The organism is Longimicrobium sp., from assembly GCA_036389135.1.
Taxonomy (GTDB): Bacteria; Gemmatimonadota; Gemmatimonadetes; order Longimicrobiales; family Longimicrobiaceae; genus Longimicrobium.
Window position 1 is genome coordinate 33,344 of sequence record DASVQP010000111.1, and the last position, 22,366, is coordinate 55,709.

The 22,366-nt window shown below is 69.6% G+C and carries 24 protein-coding genes and 1 pseudogene; 14 read left to right on the top strand and 11 right to left on the bottom strand.

Annotated elements, in window-relative coordinates:
- Nucleotides 1–93: 93 nt before the first annotated feature.
- Both VF584_22730 and VF584_22735 read right to left on the bottom strand, forming a co-directional pair.
- Nucleotides 94–627: a YbjN domain-containing protein gene (locus tag VF584_22730; GenBank protein ID HEX8213009.1), complete on the bottom strand. Its 534-nt coding sequence runs from the start codon at nucleotides 625–627 to the stop codon at nucleotides 94–96.
- 2 nt (nucleotides 628–629) lie between these two features.
- Nucleotides 630–809 carry a hypothetical protein gene (locus VF584_22735; GenBank protein ID HEX8213010.1) on the bottom strand — a complete coding sequence of 60 codons (180 nt, stop codon included), beginning with the start codon at nucleotides 807–809 and terminating at the stop codon, nucleotides 630–632.
- Nucleotides 810–1,220: 411 nt separating this feature from the next.
- Between VF584_22735 and VF584_22740 the strand changes: the two genes are divergently transcribed.
- From VF584_22740 to VF584_22775, 8 genes are all read left to right on the top strand, one after another.
- Complete coding sequence (locus VF584_22740) at nucleotides 1,221–1,592, top strand: type II toxin-antitoxin system VapC family toxin (GenBank protein HEX8213011.1); 372 nt, start codon at nucleotides 1,221–1,223, stop codon at nucleotides 1,590–1,592.
- A gap of 178 nt (nucleotides 1,593–1,770) precedes the next feature.
- Complete coding sequence (locus tag VF584_22745; protein HEX8213012.1) at nucleotides 1,771–2,625, top strand: DNA/RNA non-specific endonuclease; 855 nt, start codon at nucleotides 1,771–1,773, stop codon at nucleotides 2,623–2,625.
- Nucleotides 2,622–3,017 (top strand): nuclease A inhibitor family protein, encoded by a 396-nt coding sequence (locus VF584_22750; GenBank protein ID HEX8213013.1) that lies wholly within the window; start codon nucleotides 2,622–2,624, stop codon nucleotides 3,015–3,017. Before VF584_22745 ends, VF584_22750 begins: the two co-directional genes overlap by 4 nt.
- Nucleotides 3,018–3,026: 9 nt before the next feature.
- Entirely contained in the window at nucleotides 3,027–3,677 is a 651-nt protein-coding gene (locus VF584_22755) for a hypothetical protein (protein HEX8213014.1), read from the top strand.
- A 45-nt stretch (nucleotides 3,678–3,722) separates the two neighbouring features.
- The gene (locus tag VF584_22760) at nucleotides 3,723–4,535 is read left to right on the top strand and encodes a hypothetical protein (protein HEX8213015.1); all 813 of its coding nucleotides are present in this window, start codon (nucleotides 3,723–3,725) and stop codon (nucleotides 4,533–4,535) included.
- Nucleotides 4,536–4,742: 207 nt separating this feature from the next.
- Complete coding sequence (locus VF584_22765; GenBank protein HEX8213016.1) at nucleotides 4,743–5,042, top strand: hypothetical protein; 300 nt, start codon at nucleotides 4,743–4,745, stop codon at nucleotides 5,040–5,042.
- 152 nt (nucleotides 5,043–5,194) lie between these two features.
- Complete coding sequence (locus VF584_22770; GenBank protein HEX8213017.1) at nucleotides 5,195–5,503, top strand: BrnT family toxin; 309 nt, start codon at nucleotides 5,195–5,197, stop codon at nucleotides 5,501–5,503.
- Nucleotides 5,496–5,927, top strand: coding sequence for a BrnA antitoxin family protein (locus VF584_22775; GenBank protein HEX8213018.1), 432 nt, complete (start codon nucleotides 5,496–5,498; stop codon nucleotides 5,925–5,927). The genes VF584_22770 and VF584_22775 overlap by 8 nt, the downstream gene beginning before the upstream one ends.
- A gap of 133 nt (nucleotides 5,928–6,060) precedes the next feature.
- Here VF584_22775 and VF584_22780 read toward each other — a convergent pair whose 3' ends face one another.
- From VF584_22780 to VF584_22805, 6 genes are all read right to left on the bottom strand, one after another.
- Entirely contained in the window at nucleotides 6,061–7,665 is a 1,605-nt protein-coding gene (locus tag VF584_22780) for a hypothetical protein (protein ID HEX8213019.1), read from the bottom strand.
- Nucleotides 7,666–7,712: 47 nt separating this feature from the next.
- On the bottom strand, nucleotides 7,713–9,041 hold the full coding sequence (locus VF584_22785) for an MFS transporter (GenBank protein HEX8213020.1): 1,329 nt from the start codon (nucleotides 9,039–9,041) through the stop codon (nucleotides 7,713–7,715).
- Nucleotides 9,042–9,167: 126 nt separating this feature from the next.
- Nucleotides 9,168–9,635, bottom strand: coding sequence for a hypothetical protein (locus tag VF584_22790; protein ID HEX8213021.1), 468 nt, complete (start codon nucleotides 9,633–9,635; stop codon nucleotides 9,168–9,170).
- Nucleotides 9,636–9,645: 10 nt separating this feature from the next.
- Nucleotides 9,646–10,872, bottom strand: coding sequence for a DUF1343 domain-containing protein (locus tag VF584_22795; protein HEX8213022.1), 1,227 nt, complete (start codon nucleotides 10,870–10,872; stop codon nucleotides 9,646–9,648).
- Nucleotides 10,873–11,589: 717 nt separating this feature from the next.
- On the bottom strand, nucleotides 11,590–12,264 hold the full coding sequence (locus tag VF584_22800; protein ID HEX8213023.1) for a phosphatase PAP2 family protein: 675 nt from the start codon (nucleotides 12,262–12,264) through the stop codon (nucleotides 11,590–11,592).
- A 55-nt stretch (nucleotides 12,265–12,319) separates the two neighbouring features.
- A complete protein-coding gene (locus VF584_22805) occupies nucleotides 12,320–12,631 on the bottom strand; it encodes a DUF1279 domain-containing protein (protein ID HEX8213024.1) in 312 nt (103 codons plus the stop codon).
- 210 nt (nucleotides 12,632–12,841) lie between these two features.
- Here VF584_22805 and VF584_22810 point away from each other — a divergent pair, with 210 nt between their 5' ends.
- Nucleotides 12,842–14,551, top strand: a complete 1,710-nt coding sequence (locus VF584_22810) for an AarF/UbiB family protein (protein ID HEX8213025.1) — start codon at nucleotides 12,842–12,844, stop codon at nucleotides 14,549–14,551.
- Between the two features lie 172 nt (nucleotides 14,552–14,723).
- Entirely contained in the window at nucleotides 14,724–15,044 is a 321-nt protein-coding gene (locus tag VF584_22815; protein HEX8213026.1) for a hypothetical protein, read from the top strand.
- Between the two features lie 75 nt (nucleotides 15,045–15,119).
- Here VF584_22815 and VF584_22820 read toward each other — a convergent pair whose 3' ends face one another.
- Nucleotides 15,120–15,893: a hypothetical protein gene (locus VF584_22820; GenBank protein HEX8213027.1), complete on the bottom strand. Its 774-nt coding sequence runs from the start codon at nucleotides 15,891–15,893 to the stop codon at nucleotides 15,120–15,122.
- Nucleotides 15,894–16,121: 228 nt separating this feature from the next.
- Here VF584_22820 and VF584_22825 point away from each other — a divergent pair, with 228 nt between their 5' ends.
- The 4 genes and pseudogenes from VF584_22825 (at nucleotide 16,122) to VF584_22840 (ending at nucleotide 18,819) form a co-directional block, all read left to right on the top strand.
- Nucleotides 16,122–17,270, top strand: a complete 1,149-nt coding sequence (locus tag VF584_22825) for a zinc-dependent alcohol dehydrogenase (protein HEX8213028.1) — start codon at nucleotides 16,122–16,124, stop codon at nucleotides 17,268–17,270.
- Nucleotides 17,271–17,286: 16 nt separating this feature from the next.
- The gene (locus VF584_22830; GenBank protein HEX8213029.1) at nucleotides 17,287–17,862 is read left to right on the top strand and encodes a hypothetical protein; all 576 of its coding nucleotides are present in this window, start codon (nucleotides 17,287–17,289) and stop codon (nucleotides 17,860–17,862) included.
- 214 nt (nucleotides 17,863–18,076) lie between these two features.
- Nucleotides 18,077–18,469: pseudogene (locus tag VF584_22835) on the top strand (type II toxin-antitoxin system RelE/ParE family toxin).
- 20 nt (nucleotides 18,470–18,489) lie between these two features.
- Complete coding sequence (locus VF584_22840; protein ID HEX8213030.1) at nucleotides 18,490–18,819, top strand: helix-turn-helix transcriptional regulator; 330 nt, start codon at nucleotides 18,490–18,492, stop codon at nucleotides 18,817–18,819.
- Nucleotides 18,820–18,840: 21 nt separating this feature from the next.
- Here the strand turns inward: VF584_22840 and VF584_22845 are convergent, their stop codons facing one another.
- A complete protein-coding gene (locus VF584_22845; GenBank protein HEX8213031.1) occupies nucleotides 18,841–20,511 on the bottom strand; it encodes a D-aminoacylase in 1,671 nt (556 codons plus the stop codon).
- A 145-nt stretch (nucleotides 20,512–20,656) separates the two neighbouring features.
- On the bottom strand, nucleotides 20,657–22,279 hold the full coding sequence (locus VF584_22850; GenBank protein ID HEX8213032.1) for a peptidase dimerization domain-containing protein: 1,623 nt from the start codon (nucleotides 22,277–22,279) through the stop codon (nucleotides 20,657–20,659).
- Nucleotides 22,280–22,366 lie beyond the last annotated feature (87 nt).

Sequence of the window (22,366 nt, forward strand, 5' to 3'; positions counted from 1 at the left end):
CAGAGAAAACCGCTTGCGGTTCTCTCTGTGTCTCTGTGTGAGCCATGCAGTTGCAGTTCTCTCCTGCGTCTCTGCGCCTCTGCGTGAGGCACGTCAGCGCTCGGCCTCCGCGACGGCTTCGGCGGGGGAGGTGCCGGCGTACACCACGCGCATCACGGCGGGATAGTAGCGGTCGAAGCCGGCGACGCTGGCGCGCACCAGGTTCTGCACCATCGTCTCGCCCAGCACGCCGCCCTCCATGTCCACGCTGGCCTTGTAGCGGATCTCGCCGTCCTCCATGTCCATCTCGAAGTTGCCCACGCGCAGGCCGTAGTTGGCGCGGGTGAGCGCTTCGCACACCTGCAGGCGCTTCTCAGCCGGCACGCGGAAGCCCACGCGCGCGTAGCAGCACACGATTTCCAGCTTCTCGTCCACACGGAAGAGGAAGCTGTAGACGGTGTGCTCGCCCGCCATCTCGCACACCAGCCCGTCGCCATCCGGCTCGGTGTAGCTCCACTCCATGGCGTCCAGAGCGCCGCGCACGATGGGGAGGAGCACGGGCACCTCGACTCCGGAATGGATCTCCCGGAGGAGGCGGTCCACCTCCGTCTCGTCGGATTCGAAGCCGGAGTCGTCGCCGGGGCTCATGGTCAGTCGCTCCGCCCCGGATCCGAGTTGGTGGTGGTGCCGACGGAATCCAGCGCGGGCGTCGGCGCCATCCCGCTGTCCACCACCGCCGCATCACCCGCCGCGCCCCCCTGCCCCGCATCGCCCCCGCACGCCGCCAGCGCCGCCGCGGCCAGCACGATCCCCATCATTCGCTTGCGCATCGCAGATCCCGTTATCCAGAGTAGCTTCAGCTGACCGGGTGAGCGAGCCGCGCAAGGGGGGTGCCGCCGGTCTGGAACCTGCGAATCGCTGCAGACGACACGCGGCACACTCGCAAGTTATATTTCAGGCACCCCCCTTCCACAGAGGAGTTTTGCCATGCTTCGAACTTACAAAGCGGTACTGAGTGGGAATCAGGTCGAGTGGATCGACCCGCCCCCCCAACCCGTACGTCCAACTCCAGTCCATATCACGCTGCTCGAGGACGAAGTTGTCGACCCCGGCCGCCGCGGCCGGGAGATGGCTGCCGCACTCGAATCCATCGCGGCGGCTGGCCGACTCTCCAGCATCGATGCCATGGCTTGGGAGCGGGAGCTTCGCCAGGACCGTAGCCTCCCGGGACGCGAAGACTGATGCTGCTCGACAGCAACATCATCATCTACGCGGCGCAGCCTCAGCACGCGGCTCTACGAGTTTTCACACTGGAGCGCAGCCCCGCTGTCTCCGTCATCAGCTTGATCGAGGTGCTCGGATTCCATCGACTGCACCCGGACGACCGCGCCTTGTTTGAGAGCTTCTTTCGCGCGGCCGAAATCCTGCCGCTCACCGACTCTGTCGTTCAGGAGGCGATTCGGCTCCGCCAGCAGCGGAAGATGAGCCTCGGAGACAGCATTGTCGCCGCGACTGCGCTCCAACACCGACGTACGCTGGTGACCCGCAACACCGACGATTTCCGCTGGATCACGGACCTGTCCCTGCTCGACCCGCTCGCGCCCTCTACCTAACCTACGATCACTCCGCCGGCAGCGAACGGCGCCTGTTGTAGGTCGTCCCTCCCTCCTGCGCAGTTACACGCAGGCCAGGAAGATCGACTCGGCGTGCGCAAAAGCGGGCATCTACATTGCAGGTTCAAAAGAGTCCCGCCGGGAAGGTCAAAATCCCTCGTACAAGGATGGAACGCGCATGCCGTTTCCCCGCATCGCCGCGCGCGCACGCGTGGCACTCGGCGCCGTAGCCGCCGCGCTGCTGGCCGCCTGCTCCGCCGACGCCCCCACCGCGACCTCCCCGACCCCGCAGGAACCCCGCTTCTACACCTACCCCAGCGCCATCTACAGGAGCCACATCGAGTTCGGCGCGCCCATCGGGACGGCTTCGAGCGACGTGCGGCTCTCCAAGAACACGCATTACATCTCGTACAACTGCACGCGCGGCGGGCCCAACTGGGTGTCGTGGAACCTCAACAAGACGCACTACGGCGACGCGCCGCGCGCCACCAGCTTCTACACGGACGCGACGCTCCCCAGCGGGTGCTACCGCGTGACCACCTCGGACTACACCAACTCCGGCTACAGCCGCGGCCACATGGTGCGCAGCGAGGAGCGGACGTGGTCCAGCGAGCACAACAAGCAGACCTTTCTGATGACCAACATCCTGCCGCAGTACCAGGACCTGAACGGCGGGCCATGGTACAAGTTCGAGCAATATCTGCAGACGCAGGCGCAGACGTACGACAAGGAGATCTACGTCATGGCGGGCGGCTATTCGTACAGCGGCACGCTGCTGGGGGCGGGGAAGGTGGCCATCGCCACGCGCAACTACAAGATCGCGCTGCTGATGCCGTACGGTCAGGGACTGTCGCAGGCTACCACCACGGGGAGCATCCAGGTGATCGCCATCGACATGCCCAACACCACCGGCATCTCAACCCACTCGTGGGAGTCGTACCGCACCACGGTGGACGCCATCGAGAGCCGCACGGGCTACGACTTCCTCCCCCTGCTGGCCGACGCCGTCGAGACGTATTGGGAAGCGCGTTGACGGACTCGACCCGCGTCCGCCTGGAGCGCGCCGCGGAGGGGCTGGTCTACACCAGTGAGGGCGACGCGCCGTTCGAATGGGTGGAGCTCGGCGCCGCGCAGGCGCTGACGCCGGAGGGGTTCCGCGCCCTGGCCGGCGCCGCGCCGGGCGCGCGCGTGCAGGAGGTGCCGCTCGACCGCTTCTTCGCGGGCCACATCGAGGAGAGCGACCCCGGCGACCCCGCGGCGCAGGCCCTTCGCGAGCGGTACGAGGCACTTCGCGAGGCGCTGCGCGACTCGCTGGCCGAGGTGCGCGTGTTCCGCGTGGGCGAGGTCGAAATCCGCTGCTACGTCGTGGGCCGCACGCCCGGCGGCACCACTGTGGGGCTCGTGACCACGGCCTGGGAGACCTGATCCGCGGCCATGCCGATCGTCTGCCTGGAAGGGCCGAGCGCGGTGGGGAAGACCGCCACCGCCTCGGCCCTCGCCGCAGCCGGGGCGTGCGTCGTCCCGGAGGTGAATGAGATCTTCCCCCGACCGGCCGCCGAGGCGCCCGACTGGTACCTGGAGCGGCAGGTGGAGCGCTGGACGATGGCGGCGCGCGCCCCCGCCCTCGCCATTCTCGACGGCGATCCCTTCCAGCCCCTCTGGTACAACTGGTCGTACGGCTTCGACGGGCGGCAGTCACTGGACGAGCTCGCCGCCTTCTACCGCCCCCGCATCCTGCGCGGCGACATCGGTTTCCCTAACCTGTACGTCATCCTCGGCGCACCCGCCGACGCCCTTCGTGCGCGCAAGGAGGGGGACGCGAAGCGGCGGCGGCACGGCTTCGACGCGCACCTCCTCTTCATCCGACCGCAACGCCGCTACTTCGCGGCCATGCAGTCGTTCGCCCCCGCCCGCGTGCGCTTCGCCGGTGCGCGCGACGTGGCCGAGACGGTGCGGCTCGTATCCGCCGCGGCCCGCATGGCAGTGCGCGAGGAGCGGCCGGCGGAGCTTTTCGACCACATGGTGGAGTGGCTGCGCGGGAATGATCCCTCCGCCCTTGTGGAGCGGGGCGACGGCATCGAATAGTGCGACGGATGGCCATCCCTGTTTCCCTCTCCACTCACTCGGCACATGGAACCCGGATCCGATCGCCTGCTCAAGCGGGTGTGGCTCGTCAACGGCTTCATCCTCCTCGCCCTCGGGGTGCTCGCGCTGGGTACGCTCCTGTTCATCACGATCGGCGAGTTCCGGGGGCGCTCGGAACCCGCCGTGCGAGTAGCGGGCGCGGCGGAGGCAGGCCGGTCCGTACCGCGCGCGATCCGCTACGGAGCACCGGTGACGGTACGGGGCACGACCACCCAGCTCGTCACCGTCCATCACGGGGAGGCCGACCAGCCGGAGACGGGAGGCAGCCTGACCTCCGGCGCCACCTCCGGTAGGGCGAGACACTACGGCGCCGACGGCCCGCTGGTGAACGTCATCTTTCTCACTCCCGGCGCCCCGCGGGGACGCCTCCTGCTCGAGCGTCCCGCCATCATCCAAAATTTTCGGTATCCTCCGCCGGAACAGGTCCGTGATAACATGGTGCCGTATGCGGAACCGGATGCTCTCCAGAACTGGATCGTGTACGACATCACGGATCGGGATACGAACGGCGACGGCCGGCTCACCTCGGCGGACCGTGCGGCGCTCCATGTGAGCGCCCTCGACGGGACAGGGCTGCGCCGCGTCCTGACGGAGCCGTACGAAGTGATCTCACACGCGCCGACGCCAGACGGACGCGGGCTGCTCGTTCTCGCGCTGGAGGCGCCCAAAGGGAAGGAGGTGAAGCAGGAGGAGATGCGGCAGCGCAGCTTCATCTACGACATGGCGAGCGGGCGGCTGGCGCCGTACGCCGCGCTCGATTCCGCCGCGGACCGCGCCGCCCGCATCGTCGGCAGGTAGCAATGGGAGCGCGGTTGCCGTGCGCCCGGTACGCTCCGTGGCCCGGCCGGTGCGCCCGAGCTGACGAATCGCTCTAAATGGCGCAACTGCATGCGATTCATTGCTTCCACAGGCGGTAATTCCGCGCTCCAAAATGTGTCTTGCTGACCTTGCGAGATGCACCTATCCTCCGTGTGCGCCCCATCACACGAGAGGAGAGGAAGCTCGATGACCAACAGCAACGAGGCCGAGAAGATCGAGCTTCGCCCCCGCCCCACGCAGGTCCTGGCGCTGTCCCTTCCGCGCGACACGCTCGCGTCGCTGCGCCGTGTCGCCTGCTGGCGCGACATGCAGCCCGAGGCGCTGCTGAAGCTGTACATCGGGCAGGGATTGCGGCAGGACGTGTCGCGGTTCTCCTCGGCGCGCATCCTGGAGACCACCGCCGAGGTCCTGGCGCGCCACATCCCATCCGAGGAACAGCGCTCCGCAATCATCCGCGAGATCGAAGGCGAGGTGCAGATCCAGTGAGGCCTCGACAGCGACGCGCATTTCGTCCTACGACGCGGCTGGCCGGCAGCGGAAACTAGCTGTCAGCGTTTCTCAGCAGGCCCAGCTCAACGTCGCCATTTGTCGTTAAGGAGGACATCGACAGCCCTACCACTGTATATACGGGAGGATCAGTGGGGACACGGCCACCCGGATTCGATTGGGACGACGCGGCAAGCAAGCGTTGCGAGGATGAGTACGGGTTTTCGTTTTTCGATCTGGTGTGGGTGTTCCAGGATGAATACTACGATCACCTCGATCTTGGCGAACGCGAGCGCGAAGGTGAAATGCGCGGCGTTGCCATCGGCCGAATGCGCTGGGGCCTGATCGTTGCTGTTGTATATACAATGCGCGACGGGTTACGCAGATTGATCTGGGTGCGTCCCGCTCGACGTGGAGAACGAAAGGAATTCAACGAGCACAACGGGTTGAGCGATGAGTAGCCAGGCTTCGGATACGGCTCGCGGGCGCACGTGGACGGATGATGAGATCGATGCCATCGCGGACGCCGACGCGGAATTTCCCACGATCACGGAAGATGATCTGGCCCGTGCCGTGGCGGTATCCGCAGCCGGCAGAACCAAAGTTCCGATCTCGATCCGCATCGACGAGTTGGCCCTCGAGGCGATTAAGACCGAAGGTCCGCGTTATCAAACGCGGATCAACGACCTGATCGTCGCGTATGCGCAGGGAACGGTGTGCCCCTTGCGCGCGGACGTCGTTGAGGGGTTCCGATCGCTTGGTGGGGATTGGCTAGCCCGGATCAATGATGTGCTCGCCGAGCATCTTCGTCAGCAGCACGGCCGGAAGTTGTGTCAACAGCTAGACCCGGTCGAAGATCAACATGCCGTGGGAAGCGCGCCGTAGCCCGCGCACCCGCATCCCCGTCCCGCCGGAGCGGGCGAAAGGGCGTTAGCGGCGGCGAAGAAGTGAGAAGCGCTCCGGCTCACAATGCGAGCGGGGCGCTTCTCTCGTTTCCTGAGGCCGAAACGCCCCTCCGTTAGAAGCGCGGGCGCGGCAGCCAGGTGTCCGAGCGGGCCCACGCCTGCTGAAAGGCCGCGCGCGCCTGGTCCGCGTCCGCCGTGCGGGCCTGGGCGCGGAGGGCCTGCTCCAGGCCGACGAGGCTCCACCCGTTGTGCGGGCGGCGCTCCAGCCCCTCCCGAAAGACGCGCTCGGCGTCGGCCGGCCTGCCCTGCTCCAGGAGGAGCGTTCCCAGCCAGTCGCGCACGGCGAAGGGGAGAGGCTCGGGCTCGTCGTACACCAGGGCGTCCTCCAGGCGGGCGGCTTCCCGGAAGGCGGCGATCGCCTCGTCGCCGCGGCCATCCACGCGCAGCAGCTCGCCGCGCAGGAGGGCGCCCACCACGCCGAGGAGGCGCGCGGGCTGGTGGACGCGGAACATGCGCGCGGCCGGTGCATGGCGCTCCAGCGAGTCCACGAGCGCCAGGTAGGCGCGCGCGCTGTCCGGCCGCGAGAGACGGAGATGGGCGTGGCCGCGCGCGAAGGCCCACAGCCCCTGATGGATGGGGTGCGAGGGGGCGCGGGTCAGCTCCAGCACCTCGTCGAAGCGGCCGAAGCGCAGGAGGACGAGCGAGTGCAGCCCGGCGCCGTCCGCGGGCACCAGCTTCGTGTAGTCCCTGGCTGCCTGGATGGCGAGCGCGCCCTGGCCATCCATCGACGCGGAGAAGAGGAGCATGTGCAGGTTGTGCGAGGGGTAGATGGAGACTCCCTCGCCGACCGCCGCCCTCTGGTCCGAGTGCCACGCCTGCACGTTGACGCGCGTTGCGTCGCCCCAGCGCCCCACGCGGTTGTAGGTGTGCGACGGCATGTGCAGGATGTGGCTCGCGCCCGGGATGGAGCTCCCCAGCAGGTCCGCGCACCGCTGCGCCTCGCGGACTTTGGGCGTGGTCTCCGTCGCGTGGATGTAGAGGTGGCAGGCGCCCGGGTGGGCGACGTCGCGCGCGAGCACCTCCTCCAGCACGCCGTGGATGCGCGCGACGGAGGGCTTGGTGAGCGGCCAGACTCCGCGGCGCGGCTCCAGGAGCATCAGGGCGTCGGCGTACAGCGTCGCCACCTCGTCGTTGCGCGGCGCGCTCCGGTACACGCCGGCCATCGCGTTCACGAAGGCGGTGTCCAGGCTCTTTCGCCCCGCCAGGCCGTGCGCGGGGAGGTAGCGGGCGGACATCGCTTCCGCGAGCGCGCGCTCCACGGGCGTGGCGCGCACCCGGGCGAGGGTACGGGCGCGAGTGGCGGACGCGTGTGCGCCGGGCGCGTCGGCGTCTTCCATGGGGCCGTTCAGGTAGGGGCCCATCGACCACGCCTCGCCCCACCAGCACATCGCACACTCCGGGTCGCGGCGCCGCGCCTCCACGAACGAGCGGCGCGCCTCCTCCGGCGCGAACGAGTACATCAGCCGCACGCCCTGGTCGAAGTACGCCTGCGCCTCCGGCACCCGCGTCGACACGGGCCACGTGAAGCTGCCGAGCACGCCCGCGTAGATCGGGATCGCGCTGCTGTCGGCTGGCTGGGCATCGACGGGCTGCGCGGCGACGGCCATCCCGATCGTCAGGGCGAGGCAGAGGCGGAGGGCGACCGGATTCAGCGGCATCTTGAGGAGCTGGGTCGGAGGGAAGAAGCGTGTGGAGAGCGCCCGGGTCAAGCGGGTGCGGCGTCGTCGAGATCGCGCCCGCGCCATTCGGGGAGGAGGAGCGCGCCGACGATGGCGACGCCAAAGAACCCCGCAAACGTTCCGAACACGGCGCCCGAACCGCCCGCGGCCATCAGCGGCGGCACGGCGAGCGGGGCCAGGATCGAGGCGATGCGCCCGAAGCCGGCGGCCCAACCGGCGCCCGTCGCGCGTACGGCGGTGGGGTACACCTCGGGGGTGGCTGCGTACACCGCGCCCCACGCGCCCAGATTGAAGAAGGAGAGGAGGCACCCCGCCACCAGGATCTCCTCGCGCGAGCCCGCGCGGCCAAAGAGGAGCGCCGCCAGCGCAGAGCCGGCCAGGAAGGTGGCGAGGGTGGGGCGGCGGCCCCACTTCTCGATCAGGTACGCCGACACCGCGTAGCCGGGAAGCTGCGCCAGGGTGATGATGAGGGTGAACTGGAACGACTTCACCAGCGAGAATCCGCGCGCGGTGAGAAGCGACGGGAGCCAGATGAAGGCGCCGTAGTAGGCGAAGTTGATCCCGAACCACACCAGCCAGAGCGCCAGCGTTCGCCGCGCCAGAGCCCCGCGCCAGAGCGTCCCCAGCCCCACGCGCTCCGCCACGGGCGTCGTTACCGGAGCGGGCTCGGCGGGGGGCTCGACGCCGGCCGCGGCCTCGAAGCGGCGCACCGCGGCCTCGGCCTCGTCCACGCGCCCGCGGCTCTCCAGGAAGCGCACCGACTCCGGCAGCGCGCGGCGCACCACCCCGGAGTACAGGGCGGGGAGCGCGCCCAGGGCGAACGCCCAGCGCCACCCGGCTGGCGAGCGGGGGATGACGTAGGTGCCGATCAGCGCGGCCAGGATCCACCCGAGGGCCCAGAACGCCTCCAGCCCCACCACCACGCGCCCGCGGATGCGCGCCGGCGCGAACTCGCTGATGAGCGTAGAGGCCACCGGGAGCTCCGCCCCCAGCCCGAAGCCAATCAGGAAGCGGAACGCCAGCAGCGACGTCACCGACCACGACGCGGCCGCGGCCCCCGTCGCCAGGCCGTAGACGAGGAGCGTGCCGGCGAACACGGTGCGCCGCCCCCAGCGGTCCGCCGCGCTCCCGCCGACGGCCGCCCCCAGCGCCATCCCCACGAACCCCACGGACCCGATCCACGCCACCGTCGCGGGCGACAGGTGCCACTGCTGCGCGAGGGCGGCCATGATGAACGAGATCAGCCCCACGTCCATGGCATCCATCGCCCACCCGGCCCCCGCGACCACCAGGAGGCGGCGGTGGAGGCCGGTGAAGGGGAGGCGGTCGAGGCGGGCGGCGCGGGTCAGCGGCATTGGGAGCGGTGAACGGGGAACGGCAGCCTCACACAGAGACACAGAGGAAACTACAAGGGGAGGAGGGTATCCGCGTCTCCTCCGTGCTCTTTCCGTACCCTCTGCGGCTCTGCGTGAAACTGCTGTTCATGGTGCCCAGCGGTCGCGCGCTTCGTCAAGCGTGCGCACGATTTCCGCGGTGTCGACGCGCGGGGGCTCGGGGTCCCAGACGGGGGCCCGGGCGGCATAGCGGGATGCGAGGTCGTCGTAGAAGGAGTGGAGCCAGGCGCCAAAGGGTGCCAGGCCCGGCGACTGGGCCATGAGGCGGAGGTGGGCGCTTCCCACGTCCACCGTCATGCGCACGCCCTTGTGCCGCCGCTCGGTGGTCGCGCCGATGAAGGGGGGCGCCGTGCGCGTGTTGCCGCCCTGCCGCGCCGTGATTTCCATCGAGGTGATCTCGGTGTTCGAGGGGAGGCCACCGGCGCGCGACTCCAGCATCCACTCCCATTCCTGTTCCGTCTCGCCGGACACCGAGCCGAACCAGACGGTGTGCGGCGCCAGCTTGCGGAGCACCTGAAGGATGCGCTGCACCTGGTCCAGATCCGTAGCTTTCATCGTTCCAGGGTCAATTGTACAGGAGCGACGATGCGCGGCTCCCGCGGAAGAGCTCCGCCTGGCGATCCCAATCGGCCAGCAGCGCGGGGAGGGTGCCGCCCTCGATGGCGCTGCGCACGCGCTCCGTGCCGGCCAGCCGGTCCATCGTCCCGCTCCAGCGGAACTGCTGCGGGTGGCGGCGGCGGATCGCGTCGATCGTGATGAGCGCGGTGCGGACCGGGCGGTAGCTGGCGCGATCGGTCAGGATGAAACGCACGCCGGGGACGGTCTGGCCGGGGAATTTCGCCACGGTGCTCTGAATCGGATAGCGCACCGCCTGGAAGCGCACGCCCGGGAGCCGCATCCGGTTCAGCTCCGCGGCGACGGCGGGAGCGTCGAGCCAGGGGGCGCCGGCCTGCTCGAAGGGGAGGTCGGTGCCGCGGCCCTCGGAGAGGTTGGTCCCCTCGAAGAGGACGGTGCCGGGGTAGTGGATCGCCGCCTCCAGCCGCCGGATGTTGGGCGACGGGTTCAGCCAGGGGAGCCCCGTCGCGTCGAACCAGGTGGAGCGGCGCCACCCCTCCACCGGCACCACCGTCAGGTCGGCGCCGATGTGGAACTCGCTGTTGAAGAGCCGCGCCAGCTCGCCCGCCGTCATCCCGTGGCGAAGGGCGATCGGGTACATCCCCACGAAGGTGGCGTGCTTCGGCTCCAGCAGTCCGCCCTCCACCACTTCGCCGCCGATGGGGTTGGGGCGGTCTAGAACGATGAAGGGGATGCCTTTCTTCTTCGCCGCCTGCATCGCCAGCGCCATGGTGGAGACGTAGGTGTACGTCCGCGCGCCCACGTCCTGGATGTCGAAGACGAGCACGTCCACGTCGCGCAGCATCTCCTCGGTCGGCTCGCGCGTGTCGCCGTAGAGGGAGTGCACGGGGAGTCCCGTCTTCTCGTCGCGCCCGGAGGGCACGGCGTCGCCGTCGGCGAGCACGCCGCGGATGCCGTGCTCGGGCCCGAAGAGCGACACCAGCCTGAAGTGCGGCGAGGCGGCCAGCAGGTCGGCCGAGCTGCGCCCCTGGCTGTCGACGCCGGTGTGGTTCGTGATCAGCCCCACGCGCTTGCCGACGGCGGCGGCGGGGGGGCGCTCCAGGAACACTTCCACGCCCGGGCGGATCGTCGTCGTTTGCGCGGGCTCGGGTGCCCCCGGCTCGGCGGGAGCACACGCCAGCACCAGGAGCGCGGGGAGGGCGATGAGTCGTTTCATGCGGGCATCATAGGGCTGGATGCGCGACGCTGCAATGCAATGCACGCGTATGCCGGTCGCGACGCACCGGTCGCGACGCACCGGGGTGCGCCGGGGGCCGGAGCACCGGGGCGGCACCGGGGGCCGGAGCACCGGGGGATAAATCCCCCGGCTGGAACGACGGGAAGACCGCTGAAGCGGTCTCGTGAGCCACGGGTGTGGTGGCACGCGCCCGCGCCACGCGAATCGGGCCCCTACGGGATCCGAGGCGGTCCATAAGGCAGGCGAGTGTAACGAGCCGGGGGTGAGGGCGTTGTGACGCGCCGAGTGTCCGGCTTTGGGACGCCAGAATCCCGATGGTGAGCCGGGCGGGCGCGGGGTCATTTCGTTAACCGTTTGCGCGCAATGACTTACGATGCGGGCCAAAAGGGTCCGGTCCTCGCCTTATAGATGGCCGAACCCGATGGACCCTACTCCTTATCACACACGAGGCCCGCCATGCTGCAGATCATCATCAACCTCCCGCTCGTCAACGCCTTCGTCGCTCCCCGTGGTGTCGTCCCCGGCCTTTCCGGCTGGCGCCGTGGCGGCTTCAACGGGTATCCGCGTGCGGTCTGAAAACGGCCGGGCTCACGCGGAGCCGCGGAGACGCAGAGAGATGGACATCTCCGCGCCGCTGCGCCTTTGCGTGAGCCAGGCTGTCGTTGTTCCTCCACGTCTGCGCGTGAGACCGAAGTTCTACGCGCCGCGCGCGGCTTCGTAGCCCGCCAGGCACCCCGCCGACAGCGCGATCGCGCCCAGGTACCCGCCGGCGACGTCGGACGCCCAGTGCTTCTCCTCCAGCACGCGCGCGCCGGACATCACGAGCGGTACCGTGAGGGCGAGCGGAAAGGTGATGGCGGCAGGGGCCAACCCCTCGCGCGCCAGCACGTACGCGGTCGCCAGGGATACGGCGCCAGGGCCGAAGGCATGGCCGCTCGGGAAGACGGGGCGGTCGGGTGGATGGCCCGGGGGCGGAGGCGGCTGGGGAAGCCAGCGGTCGAAGGCGGGGTTGAGCCCCCGCGCCGCCGCGGCCGCCAGGAGCATCGCGCCCACGCCCGCGCCGCGCGAACGGAGCGCCCCCGGCTCACGGGCACCCGGCGAGGCCAGCACGACGACCGAGGCGCACAGGGCCGCGGGCAGGTAGTTCCGCTTCTTCCCCGCGGGCGCGATGGCGGCCGCGGCCTCCCGCACCGGGTGGTCCTCGGGGACGGCGGTGGCCTCGTGCAGCGCCTCGTCGGCCTTCGCGGTGTCGCGCCGCGCCACGGCCGCGGCGAGGCGCCCGAATCCCGCCCCGGCGACCAGCGCGACCACCGCCAGGGTGAGCGCGCGCCTGTGGCCGGACGTTCCATGGTTAGAATCGCGTCTGTTCATGCGGACGCGCAAAGCCAAATCCGTACCGCCGGCCCCGCGGCCCGGGTACAGCGCGTCAGGCCGTGTCTTCGGGAACCGCTCCGCCGCCTGCGTCCAGCCGACGGCCGCGTCCGCGCGTGATCCGCTCGTGCACCTTTGCCACCAGGGGCGTGAGCACCAGGGTGGCGGCGATGCGGAGCGGCTGCGTGAGCTTGGTGGCGAGGTACGCCGCGGCCAGCGTCCCCGCGTTCCCCGCCGCCCCCGCCGGCCGCCATCCCATTCGGATCGCCATCCAGCTTGCCAGCAGTGTGGCCGCGAAGATGACGAGGTACACCACAATCGCCACGCGGCCGTACTCGGCTAGCAGTTCCTTGAAGTTGATTTTCATCCCTCCATCCTAACCGGCCACCGCTCCCGCCGTCCAGTCACACCCCCTCCCTTCCTTTCCCCGTGTCTCTGCGTCTCTGTGTGAGCCATGCGGTTGCGGTTCCCCACCTTCCACTGCCGCTCCCTAACCGAGCATGCTTTCTGCACTTGCGCGCGTACACCCTTTCCGCGGGCGCGCCTGCGCTCCGGCCACTCCAGGTGACGCAGAGGCATGGGGATCTCGCTCAATCCGAAGCACCTGAAGCTCTACGCCGAGCTGGCGAAGCTGTTCATCAAGTACGGCCGCAGCGACATCGTGAACACGGCCGGGCTAGACGCCGTGGTGGAAGAGCCCACCGCCGCCGAGACCGCCGCCGCGGCGCCGGAAGCGGAGGCTCTCGCGGGCGACCTGGAGCGGCTGGGACCCACCTTCGTCAAGCTGGGCCAGCTCCTCTCCACGCGTCCGGACCTGGTGCCCGAGGCGTACATCGACGCGCTCTCCCGCCTGCAGGACAGGCTGGAGGCGTTTCCGTACGAGGAGGTGGAGCGCATCGTCCAGGAAGAGTTGGGGCAGACGATCGGCGAGGCGTACGCGGAGTTCAACCCGAAGGCGATGGCGGCGGCGTCGCTGGGCCAGGTGCACCAGGCGACGCTGCACGACGGGCGGCGGGTGGTGGTCAAGGTGCAGCGCCCCGGCGTGCGCGAGCGCATCACCGACGACCTGGACGCGCTGGAGGAGGTCGCCGCGATGGCGGAGCGGCGCACCGAGGTGGGCCAGCGCTACGGCGTGCTGGGGCTGATCCAGGAGTTCAGGCGCAACATCCTGGACGAGCTGAACTACAAGAGCGAAGCGGCCAACCTCGCCACGCTGGGCCGCAACCTGGCGCAGTTCGACCGGATCGCGATCCCTTCGGCCATCGACGAGCTGACCCGCACGCGCGTGCTCACCATGGAGTACGTGCGCGGGCGCAAAATCACGGAGCTGAGCCCGCTCCGGCATATGGAGATCGACGGCGTCGCCCTGGCCGAGGAGCTCTTCCAGGCGTATCTCAAGCAGATCCTGGTGGACGGCTTCTTCCACGCGGACCCGCATCCCGGCAACGTCTTCGTGACGACGGACGGGCGCGTCGCGCTGCTGGACCTGGGGATGGTGGGGCGCATTCCGCCCTCCCTGCAGGACCACCTGCTGCGCCTGATGCTGGCCGTGGCGGACGGCAACGGCGAGGAGGCGGCGCGCATCTCCATCGCCATGGGGACGCCGCTGGAGGGGCTGTGGGAGGAGGAGAAGTTCGTGCGCGAGGTAACCGAGCTGGTGAGCCGCTTCTACGGCGCCACCGCGCGGGACATCGAGCTGGGGCGCGTCGTGATCGAGCTGACCAAGATCGCCGCCACCTCCGGCATCATCCTTCCCAGCCAGATCAGCACACTGGGGCGGGCATTCCTGGCGCTGGACCAGGCGGGGCGCACGCTGGACCCGGAGTTCGACCCGAACGCGGCCATCCGGCGCCACTCGTCGGAGGTGATGCAGCAACGGATGCTTCGCAACGCATCGCCCGCCGCGATGTTCGCCAACCTGCTGGAGCTGAACGAGTTCGTCCAGCGCCTCCCCGGCCGGCTGAACCGCGTGCTGGACTCGGTGGCGGAGAACGAGCTGGAGGTGGGGATCAGGGTCAAGGAAGAGGTGTGGATGATGGAGGGGCTCCAGAAGATCTCCAACCGCATCACGGTCGGCCTGGTGCTCGCGGCGCTGATCATCGGCGCGGCGATGATGATGCGCGTGGACACGCCGTTCCGCATCATGGGCTACCCGGGCCTCGCGATCCTGCTCTTCCTGGCCGCGGCGGTGATGGGGCTGTTCCTGGTCGTCACCATCCTGATGACGGACGTGCGCGGGGAGTCGGGGAGGAGGCGGGGGAAGGGGAAGGGGAAGACGGGGGGGTGAGGGAGGGGGTGATGCCCCGGGGCTGGTCGCCGGGGATGAAACGAATCCCCCCGCTGGAACCACGGGAAGACCGCTGAAGCGGTCTCGGGAAACGCAGCCAGTCCGCGCGGGCGGGGTTTGTGCGGTTGTTGTCGGGAGATCATTCGGCACCCCCCCACCCCCGGAGGCGCACATGGAAGCAGAGATCCTCGTTCGTGAGTTCACGAGCCGCGCCGTCCCACACCACGGCGGCCACCTGCTGCTCACGGCAACGGACGCGATCCTGTTGATCAACAGGGCCGCCGAGGCTGGCGTTCCCGTCGTGCGCGTCGATGGGCTGCGGCCGGGCGCCGAAGGGACCGCGCCGGCGCCTGACGAGACGGCGGACTTCTCGGTGGCCGCAAGTGAGGGGCACGGGTGCTGGACCGAGGCGGAGGATTTCGTGCGCGCCCGCATGGAGCCAGGGCTCGCGTTCGAGCTGAGCCTCGGGACCGATCCCCTCAACGCCGCCTGAAATCGGGGGCGGGGATGAAGAAACGGGGGAGCGGCCTGGCTGGCCGCTCCCCCGTTTCGTACACCGCGTCCGGATTTAAGGACCGGTGTTCCCGGAGGCGCCCGAGCCGTCGCTGGTGTCGATGCTCCCCGAGGCGTGGAAGCCCCCGGTGGCGCCGCCCGTGCTCCCCGACGCTCCGCCGGTGCCCCCCGAGGCATTCATCCCGCCCGTGCCGCCGGATGCGCCGCCCGAGGACGAGCCGCCCGAAGAATGCCCGGAGTAGCCGAACTCCACGTAGCCGCGCACGTCCGGCCACGAGCCGTGCTGCTGCGACTGCTCGGTGCCCCAGTGGCTCTGCAGCTCGCCCTCGACCTCGTGGAAGGCGCGGCCCTGGTAGTCCGGGTTCTGCCCCGCCATGTGGCCGAACTGGTAGAGCGGGCGCACCTCCTCGTAGCTGCGCGCGCGCCCCTGCGTGCTCCCCTGCGCGCTGATCCCGCCCGAGTGGCCGCCGCCGGCGGTGCTCCCCGACGCGTGCATCGACCCCGACGCGCCGCCGCCGGACATGCTCCCCGTCGCGCCGCCCACGCCGCCACCGGTGCTCGCCTGCCCGCCGCCCTGCGCGCTCCCCTGCGCCTCGAAGTGGCTGCGGCAGCGGTTGTCCGCCTCGGTGTTGAAGGAGGCGTGCACCGATCCGCCGCCCTGCTGCTGCGCGTTCCCCGCCTGGGCCCACCACCCGCCCATGTTGTTGAGTATGGGACCGAACATCGACATGGCGTTGTCGGCCATCTGGCCCAGCATGCCGCCCAGCCCTTCGCCGATCTTCTGCATGTTGCCCTGGTTCCCGGCACCTCCGCTTCCGCTCTGCTGCATCGGGCCCCTCCTCGTCATCATAAGTCGTTTGGATCGTGCGACTTCCACCCACCCAGAGCGCCGGGGAGGGGCAAGAAGCAGGCCGCATGCAATAACTTATTACAAAGATTATGCAATGCGGAACTGGTGCGCTCCGCCCCTGGAAACCGTCCGGCACGCCTGATGCGAACGGCTCCGCCCCCGTCACCCGCGCGGGTGGCCCGCGACCTCACACAAAGGAGCTCACGCATGCGCGCGATGGTTTACCGTGGCCCGTACCGGATCCGGGTGGAGGAGAAGGACATCCCGCCCATCGAGCACCCCAACGACGCCATCGTGCGCGTCACCATGGGGGCGATCTGCGGATCGGACCTTCACCTGTACCACGGCCTGGTGCCCGACACCCGCGTGGGGACGACGTTCGGGCACGAGTTCATCGGCGTGGTGGAGCAGGTGGGCTCGTCGGTGCAGAACCTTAAGCCGGGCGACCGGGTGATGGTGCCCTTCAACATCTTCTGCGGCTCCTGCTTCTTCTGCGCGCGCGGGCTGCAGGGCAACTGCCACAACGCCAACGCCAACGCCACCGCGGCGGGCGCCATCTACGGCTACTCGCACACCACCGGCGGCTACGACGGCGGCCAGGCGGAGTTCGTGCGCGTCCCCTTCGCCGACGTGGGGCCCAGCCTGATCCCCGAGTGGATGAGCGACGAGGACGCCGTCATGCTCACCGACGCCTGCCCCACGGGGTACTTCGGCGCGCAGCTCGGCGAGATCAGGGAGGGCGACGTGGTGGCCGTCTTCGGCGCGGGGCCGGTGGGGCTCTACGCGGCCAAGAGCGCGTGGCTGATGGGCGCGGGGCGCGTCATCGTGATCGACCACATCGAGTACCGTCTGGAGAAGGCGCGCAGCTTCGCCCACGCGGAGACGATCAACTTCACCGAGCACGACGACCTGATCGTGTACATGAAGAAGATCACCGACGGCCTGGGCGCCGACGTGTGCATCGACGCGGTGGGCGCCGAGGCGGACGGCGCCGTCTTCCAGCACGTGAGCGCCACCAAGTTCAAGCTGCAGGGCGGCTCGCCGGTTGCGCTCAACTGGGCGATCGACTCGGTGCGCAAGGGTGGCACCATCTCCATCGTGGGCGTGTACGGCCCGCTCTTCAGCGCCATCAAGTTCGGCGACGCCTTCAACAAGGGGCTCACGCTGCGCATGAACCAGTGCCCGGTGAAGCGCCAGTGGCCGCGGCTCTTCGAGCACGTGAAGAACGGCTACCTGAAGCCCAGCGAGCTGGTGACGCACCGCATCCCGCTGGAGCACATCGCGGAGGGGTACCACATCTTCTCCTCGAAGCTGGACGAATGCATCAAGCCCGTCGTCATCCCCAACGCGCACTGATGAGGGAGAGCGAACCATGCCTTACACCCACGAAAAGCCCCCCCTCGCCATCCCGGTGGAGGAGCTGCGCCAGCGGATCCCCGGCTGGGGCGTGGACCTGGACCCGGCGGACCGCCCCTCGCACCCGCAGGAGCGCTTCGACCCCACGCTGAACGGGGCGCACTGGCACTTCCCGGAGCGGCAGGTGGAGAAATGGCCGCGCGAGAGGTCGATCGAGCACAAGTTCCTGACCCCGGTCTTCGGCACCTCGTGCCCGCCCAAGGGCCTTTCCGGGGTGATGCGGAAGTGGGCGTACGCGTCGTACAGCGAGGCCACGGCCGCGCACTGGCTCATCCTGATGGCCGCCGACCGGGTGGACGCGCTGGAGAGCAACCTGGGCTCGCTCCTCACCGGCCATCCGGACAACCCGATCACCGAGTCGGGCGTGCTGGGCGAGCTCAAGGCCCACCCCATCCGCTCCCGCATCGGCCAGGGCCGCGCCGACCTGAAGCACACGTGGATGGACCCCATCATCGTGGCCGCCCCCTGGCTGATCGCCGGCGGCCTCGCCTACGCCGGCGTCCGCGCCCTCACCGGCAGCCGCGACCGCTGACCTCTGCGCCTGATGAGACGAAGGCCCTGCACCTATAGTTAGGTGCGGGGCCTTCGCTTTTCACAGCCGCCTTGAGAGCGTTTTGTGTCCCGCGCCAAACAGGTCGGTAGCACGCGTGGCCGCTTTCACCTGCAAAATCCAGAGGCGAGCGTAGGGACGTTATCTTCTGAAAACGCGTGAGGTTAGCCAACAAAAGCGCTGCTACTTGTGGCAAATGCCAGTACGTATATATTCCCCGGCGAAGCGGCCGCCGAAGCCGATCCGCTGGGTGGGGTCATCGCTGGGGGATCTGAGTGCCCTGCCGACGCTTGTGAAGCGCGCAATTGGATTCGCGCTCCGCATGGCACAGGACGGCGGGAAGCACCCGGACGCGAAACCGCTCCATGGCTTTCACGCAGCAGGCGTGCTGGAGGTGGTGGAGGACCATGCGGGCGACACCTAGCGGGCCGTCTACACGGTGAGGTTGGGGAGCGCAGTGTACGTCCTGCACGTGTTCCAGAAGAAGAGCAAGCATGGCATCGGCACCCCGAAGCACGAGATGGATCTGGTCCGTGCCCGGCTTGAGGCCGCCCGGCGGATGCACGAGGCAGGTAGGCGCAGAACCTGAATCGCAGGCGCGAGGGAATGATGAACGACGACATCCGCATCACCGAGGGCAGCGCGAACGTCTTCGCGGATCTAGGGCTGGCTGACGCCGACGAACTGCTGGCGAAGGCTGACCTGGCGATTGCGATCATCCATCGTGTCGAGGAGCGCGGACTGACGCAAGCGGAAGCCGCACGTCTGCTCCGCACCACTCAGCCGCGCATCTCGGACCTGCGCCGCGGCAGGCTGGACCGTTTCTCCATCGACACCCTCCTCCGCCTCCTGACGCGCCTGGATTTGGACGTCGAGCTACGCTTCACTCCCAAGCAGGACGAGACGGCGCGCGTTCGGGTGGTGGACCCCGCCGCGTGAGACTCGCCGTTGCCGTAGCGATCAGCGCCGGACCGGGCGAGCGCTGCGGCCGGGCCGGGCGCCGGTGTGCTCGCCGTGGCGGATGACGGGGGCGCCGTTCACCCACACGTGCGGGATGCCGACCGGGTACTGGTGCGGGCGCTCGAATGTGGCGCGGTCGGCGACGGTGTCCGGGTCGAAGGCGACCAGGTCCGCGCGCATGCCCGGGGCGACGGTGCCGCGGTCGTGCAGCCCCACGCGCCGCGCCGGAAGCACCGTCATGCGGTGGATGGCGGCCTCCAGCGGGAGCACCTTTCGCTCGCGCACGTAGCGGCCGAGCACGCGCGGAAAGGTGCCGTAGGTGCGCGGGTGAGGCACGCCGGTGGAGAGCGGCCCGTACGGCGCCCACGCCCCGCCATCCGAGCACACCGCCGCAAGCGGGTGCGCGAGGATGCGCTCCACGTCCTCCTCACGCATTCCAAAGCCCACCATCCCTGCACGGTTGCGGTCCTCCGTCACGAGCTGCAGCAGGAGCGCGAACGGCTCGATGCGCCGCTCGGCGGCCAGCTCGCCCAGCTTGCGCCCGCGCGCCCAGGCGAGCGCATCGGAGCCGGTGGAGGTCACCTGCACCGCATCCCAGCTCCCGAGCTGTTCGATCTTGGCGCGCACCGCCACCTCCAGCGGCGCGCGCTGCACCGGATCGCGGAGGCGGGCCAGGAACGCGTCCGTCCCGCCGTTGCGCGCGGACACGGGGAAGAGGTTCGCCAGCCCCGTGCTGTAGGCGACGTACGGGTACACGTTGAAGGCCACGTCCACCCCCGCCGCGCGCGCCTGCTCGATCGCCTGCAGGACGGCCGCCGCCTTCCACCCGTTGCGCTTCCCCTGCGCCTTGAGGTGCGAGATCTCCACCGGCACGCCGGCGAGCCGCCCCACCTGGATCGCCTCCTCGACGGCGGCGAAGAGCCGGTCGTCCTCGTTGCGCATGTGCGATGCGTACGGCAGGCCGGTGCCCACCACCGCGGTGGAGAGCTCGGCCAGCTCCGCGGTGCTCCCGAAAGCGCCGGGCGTGTACTCCAGCCCGCTGGAGAACCCGCACGCGCCGGCCGCCACGGCGCTCCGCACCTCCTCCTTCATCCGCTGCAGCTCGGCGTCGGTGGCGGGGCGATCCTGCTGGCCCACGACGCGGGCGCGGATCGTCCCGTGGCCGATCATGCTCGCCACGTGCACCGCCGCGCCCTCGGTGTCCATCCAGCGAAAGAAGCCGGCGATGTCGCGGAAAGGGAGATCGATGCTAAGGCGCTCCCTGTAATCCGCGCGCATCTCCTGGTACTCGGCGTCGCTCCAGGGGCCGATGGAGCCGCCGTCCTGGCCCGTCACCTCGGTGGTCACGCCCTGCCGCACCTTGCTCTCGGCGCGCGGGTTGACCAGCAGGTTGAGGTCGGTGTGCGAGTGGATGTCCACGAACCCCGGCGCCAGCGCCAGCCCGCGCAGATCCGTTTCGGGCACGCGCCCCACCTGCAGCCGCGCCCCCACGCCGATGATGCGGTCGCCCGCGAGCGCCACGTCCGCCTCCCGCGGCGCCGCGCCCGTTCCGTCATACAGCACGGCGCCCCGCAGCACGCGCGTGGCCTGGAACCGGGGCGCCGCCCACACGCCCCCGTCGCGGAAGACCAGCAGGGACGCGCTCGTCTGGAGGAAAGTGCGGCGCTTCATCAGTCCTTTGGAACGATCCACGTCATCGACGTAGGGGCAGCCCCACGTGGCTGCCCGTGCCATCCGCAGGGACGAACCACGGGGAGCGCGCAGGACTTCGTCGCGGGGCAGGGCACGGGCATCCACACGGGGGTGCCCCTACCGTTCAGGGCTTCGGCGCTTCGGGGGCGCGGACGGTCGGGTACTTGATGCCGAGCTGCTCCAGGTAGGTGCGGTAGCGCGTGGGATCGTAGTAGAAGCGCCGCATCTCGGGCCGGTAGCGCTGCATCACCTGGGCATTCATGTACACGGGCGGCTGGTCGCCCGGGCGGATCAGCGGCTCGTACTTCACATCCTTGGTCTGCACGTTACGGAAGTAGCTCCACGCGCTGTCCACCAGCGCCGGCCTGGTCACCAGGTCCAGCAGCGTCATCGCCGTGGCCTTGGCGCCGGCGGTGGCGCCCTTGTGCGCGATGGGCGTGGCCATGGCGATCGCGCTCGACCAGTTGTGCCCCGGCAGGTTGGGAATGTTGCTCGGGTAGCGAAGCGTGATGGTCGGCACCACCCACGAGATGTCGCCGATGTCGTCCGACCCGCCGCCGCGGTTCTGCTCGGGCGGCACGCCGCTGTCGATCTTGGCGAGCGCGGTGTCGAGGCCGGGCGTCCGCTCGTTGCCCAGCTCCTTCTGGACGGCGCGGGCGAGCGTCTGGTCGGCCTCGTCCCAGCGCGGAAGGCCCACGCGGCGGATGTTGTCGTACATCGCCATCGCCACGGGACGGTTGAAGTGGCGCGGCCAGGCGGCGCCCAGCACCTGCATCGTGTCGAGCGTGGTGCCCGTCATCATCGTGGCGCCCCGCGCGATCTGGTTGCCGATCTCCCACAGCTCCTTGATGCGCGGGTGCTCCACCTCGCGGAAGTAGTACCACACGGCGGCCGTGCGCGGCACCACGTTGGGCTGGTCGCCGCCCTCGGTGATCACGTAATGCGAGCGGTGCGGCAGGCGAAGGTGCTCGCGCCGGTAGTTCCACCCCGCGTTCATCAGCTCCACCGCGTCCAGCGCGCTGCGCCCCCGCCACGGCGCCCCCGCGGAGTGCGCCGTCTCGCCCTGGAAGCGGTACAGCACGCTCACCAACCCCGTGCCGTCCGACGGGCCGTACGAGACGTTGAGGTTGCTCCCCACGTGGGTGAAGATGGTGACGTCCACGTCACGAAAGAAGCCGGCGCGTACGAACCACGCCTTGGCCGCCACCAGCTCCTCCGCCACCCCCGGCCAGATGCGGATGGTGCCGCCGATCCCCTCGCGCTGCATCACCTTCTTGGTGGCGATGGCGGCGGTGATGACCACGGGGAGCCCGGAGTTGTGCCCCTCACCGTGGCCGGGCGCGCCCTCCACCAGCGGGTCGCGATAGGCCACGCCCGGCTTCTGCGACGCCTGCGGGATGCCGTCCAGGTCCGAGCCGAGCGCGATGACGGGCTTCTCCGATCCCCACGTGGCCATCCACGCGGTGGGGATCCCCGCGATCCCCTCCTGCACCGTGAAGCCGTTGCGCCGCAGGATGCCCACCAGATAGCGCGAGCTCTCGCTCTCCTGGAAGCCAAGCTCCCCGTACGAGAAGACCTGGTCGACCATCTGCTGCGTAAAGGTGTGCATCCCGTCGATCTCGCGCGCGATCTCGTCCTTGAGCGCGGAGATGCGCGCGGAGTCCAGCGGCGCGCGCTGCGCCGAGGCGATCGAGGACGTGAGCGCGAGGGCCAGCAGGGCGGAGCCGATCAGGCGATGGAGGCGCATGGAGATCTCAGCTGTGGGGATGTCGCGGCGCGTTGTGTGGCATGGCTGCTACGCTATCGGCGGCGTGCGCCCGCTGTCAACCTGATC

What these genes read in the sequence shown, in the direction of transcription:
- VF584_22740 (HEX8213011.1), top strand. Translation starts at nt 1,221, where the DNA reads ATGCTGCTCGACAGCAACATCATCATCTACGCGGCGCAGCCTCAGCAC.
- VF584_22830 (HEX8213029.1), top strand. Translation starts at nt 17,287, where the DNA reads ATGCCTTACACCCACGAAAAGCCCCCCCTCGCCATCCCGGTGGAGGAG.
- VF584_22785 (HEX8213020.1), bottom strand. Translation starts at nt 9,041, where the DNA reads ATGCCGCTGACCCGCGCCGCCCGCCTCGACCGCCTCCCCTTCACCGGC.
- VF584_22780 (HEX8213019.1), bottom strand. Translation starts at nt 7,665, where the DNA reads ATGCCGCTGAATCCGGTCGCCCTCCGCCTCTGCCTCGCCCTGACGATC.
- VF584_22775 (HEX8213018.1), top strand. Translation starts at nt 5,496, where the DNA reads ATGAGTAGCCAGGCTTCGGATACGGCTCGCGGGCGCACGTGGACGGAT.
- VF584_22800 (HEX8213023.1), bottom strand. Translation starts at nt 12,264, where the DNA reads ATGAACAGACGCGATTCTAACCATGGAACGTCCGGCCACAGGCGCGCG.
- VF584_22840 (HEX8213030.1), top strand. Translation starts at nt 18,490, where the DNA reads ATGAACGACGACATCCGCATCACCGAGGGCAGCGCGAACGTCTTCGCG.
- VF584_22815 (HEX8213026.1), top strand. Translation starts at nt 14,724, where the DNA reads ATGGAAGCAGAGATCCTCGTTCGTGAGTTCACGAGCCGCGCCGTCCCA.
- VF584_22765 (HEX8213016.1), top strand. Translation starts at nt 4,743, where the DNA reads ATGACCAACAGCAACGAGGCCGAGAAGATCGAGCTTCGCCCCCGCCCC.
- VF584_22820 (HEX8213027.1), bottom strand. Translation starts at nt 15,893, where the DNA reads ATGCAGCAGAGCGGAAGCGGAGGTGCCGGGAACCAGGGCAACATGCAG.
- VF584_22825 (HEX8213028.1), top strand. Translation starts at nt 16,122, where the DNA reads ATGCGCGCGATGGTTTACCGTGGCCCGTACCGGATCCGGGTGGAGGAG.
- VF584_22790 (HEX8213021.1), bottom strand. Translation starts at nt 9,635, where the DNA reads ATGAAAGCTACGGATCTGGACCAGGTGCAGCGCATCCTTCAGGTGCTC.
- VF584_22745 (HEX8213012.1), top strand. Translation starts at nt 1,771, where the DNA reads ATGCCGTTTCCCCGCATCGCCGCGCGCGCACGCGTGGCACTCGGCGCC.
- VF584_22795 (HEX8213022.1), bottom strand. Translation starts at nt 10,872, where the DNA reads ATGAAACGACTCATCGCCCTCCCCGCGCTCCTGGTGCTGGCGTGTGCT.
- VF584_22845 (HEX8213031.1), bottom strand. Translation starts at nt 20,511, where the DNA reads ATGAAGCGCCGCACTTTCCTCCAGACGAGCGCGTCCCTGCTGGTCTTC.
- VF584_22735 (HEX8213010.1), bottom strand. Translation starts at nt 809, where the DNA reads ATGCGCAAGCGAATGATGGGGATCGTGCTGGCCGCGGCGGCGCTGGCG.
- VF584_22805 (HEX8213024.1), bottom strand. Translation starts at nt 12,631, where the DNA reads ATGAAAATCAACTTCAAGGAACTGCTAGCCGAGTACGGCCGCGTGGCG.
- VF584_22730 (HEX8213009.1), bottom strand. Translation starts at nt 627, where the DNA reads ATGAGCCCCGGCGACGACTCCGGCTTCGAATCCGACGAGACGGAGGTG.
- VF584_22760 (HEX8213015.1), top strand. Translation starts at nt 3,723, where the DNA reads ATGGAACCCGGATCCGATCGCCTGCTCAAGCGGGTGTGGCTCGTCAAC.
- VF584_22810 (HEX8213025.1), top strand. Translation starts at nt 12,842, where the DNA reads ATGGGGATCTCGCTCAATCCGAAGCACCTGAAGCTCTACGCCGAGCTG.
- VF584_22755 (HEX8213014.1), top strand. Translation starts at nt 3,027, where the DNA reads ATGCCGATCGTCTGCCTGGAAGGGCCGAGCGCGGTGGGGAAGACCGCC.
- VF584_22850 (HEX8213032.1), bottom strand. Translation starts at nt 22,279, where the DNA reads ATGCGCCTCCATCGCCTGATCGGCTCCGCCCTGCTGGCCCTCGCGCTC.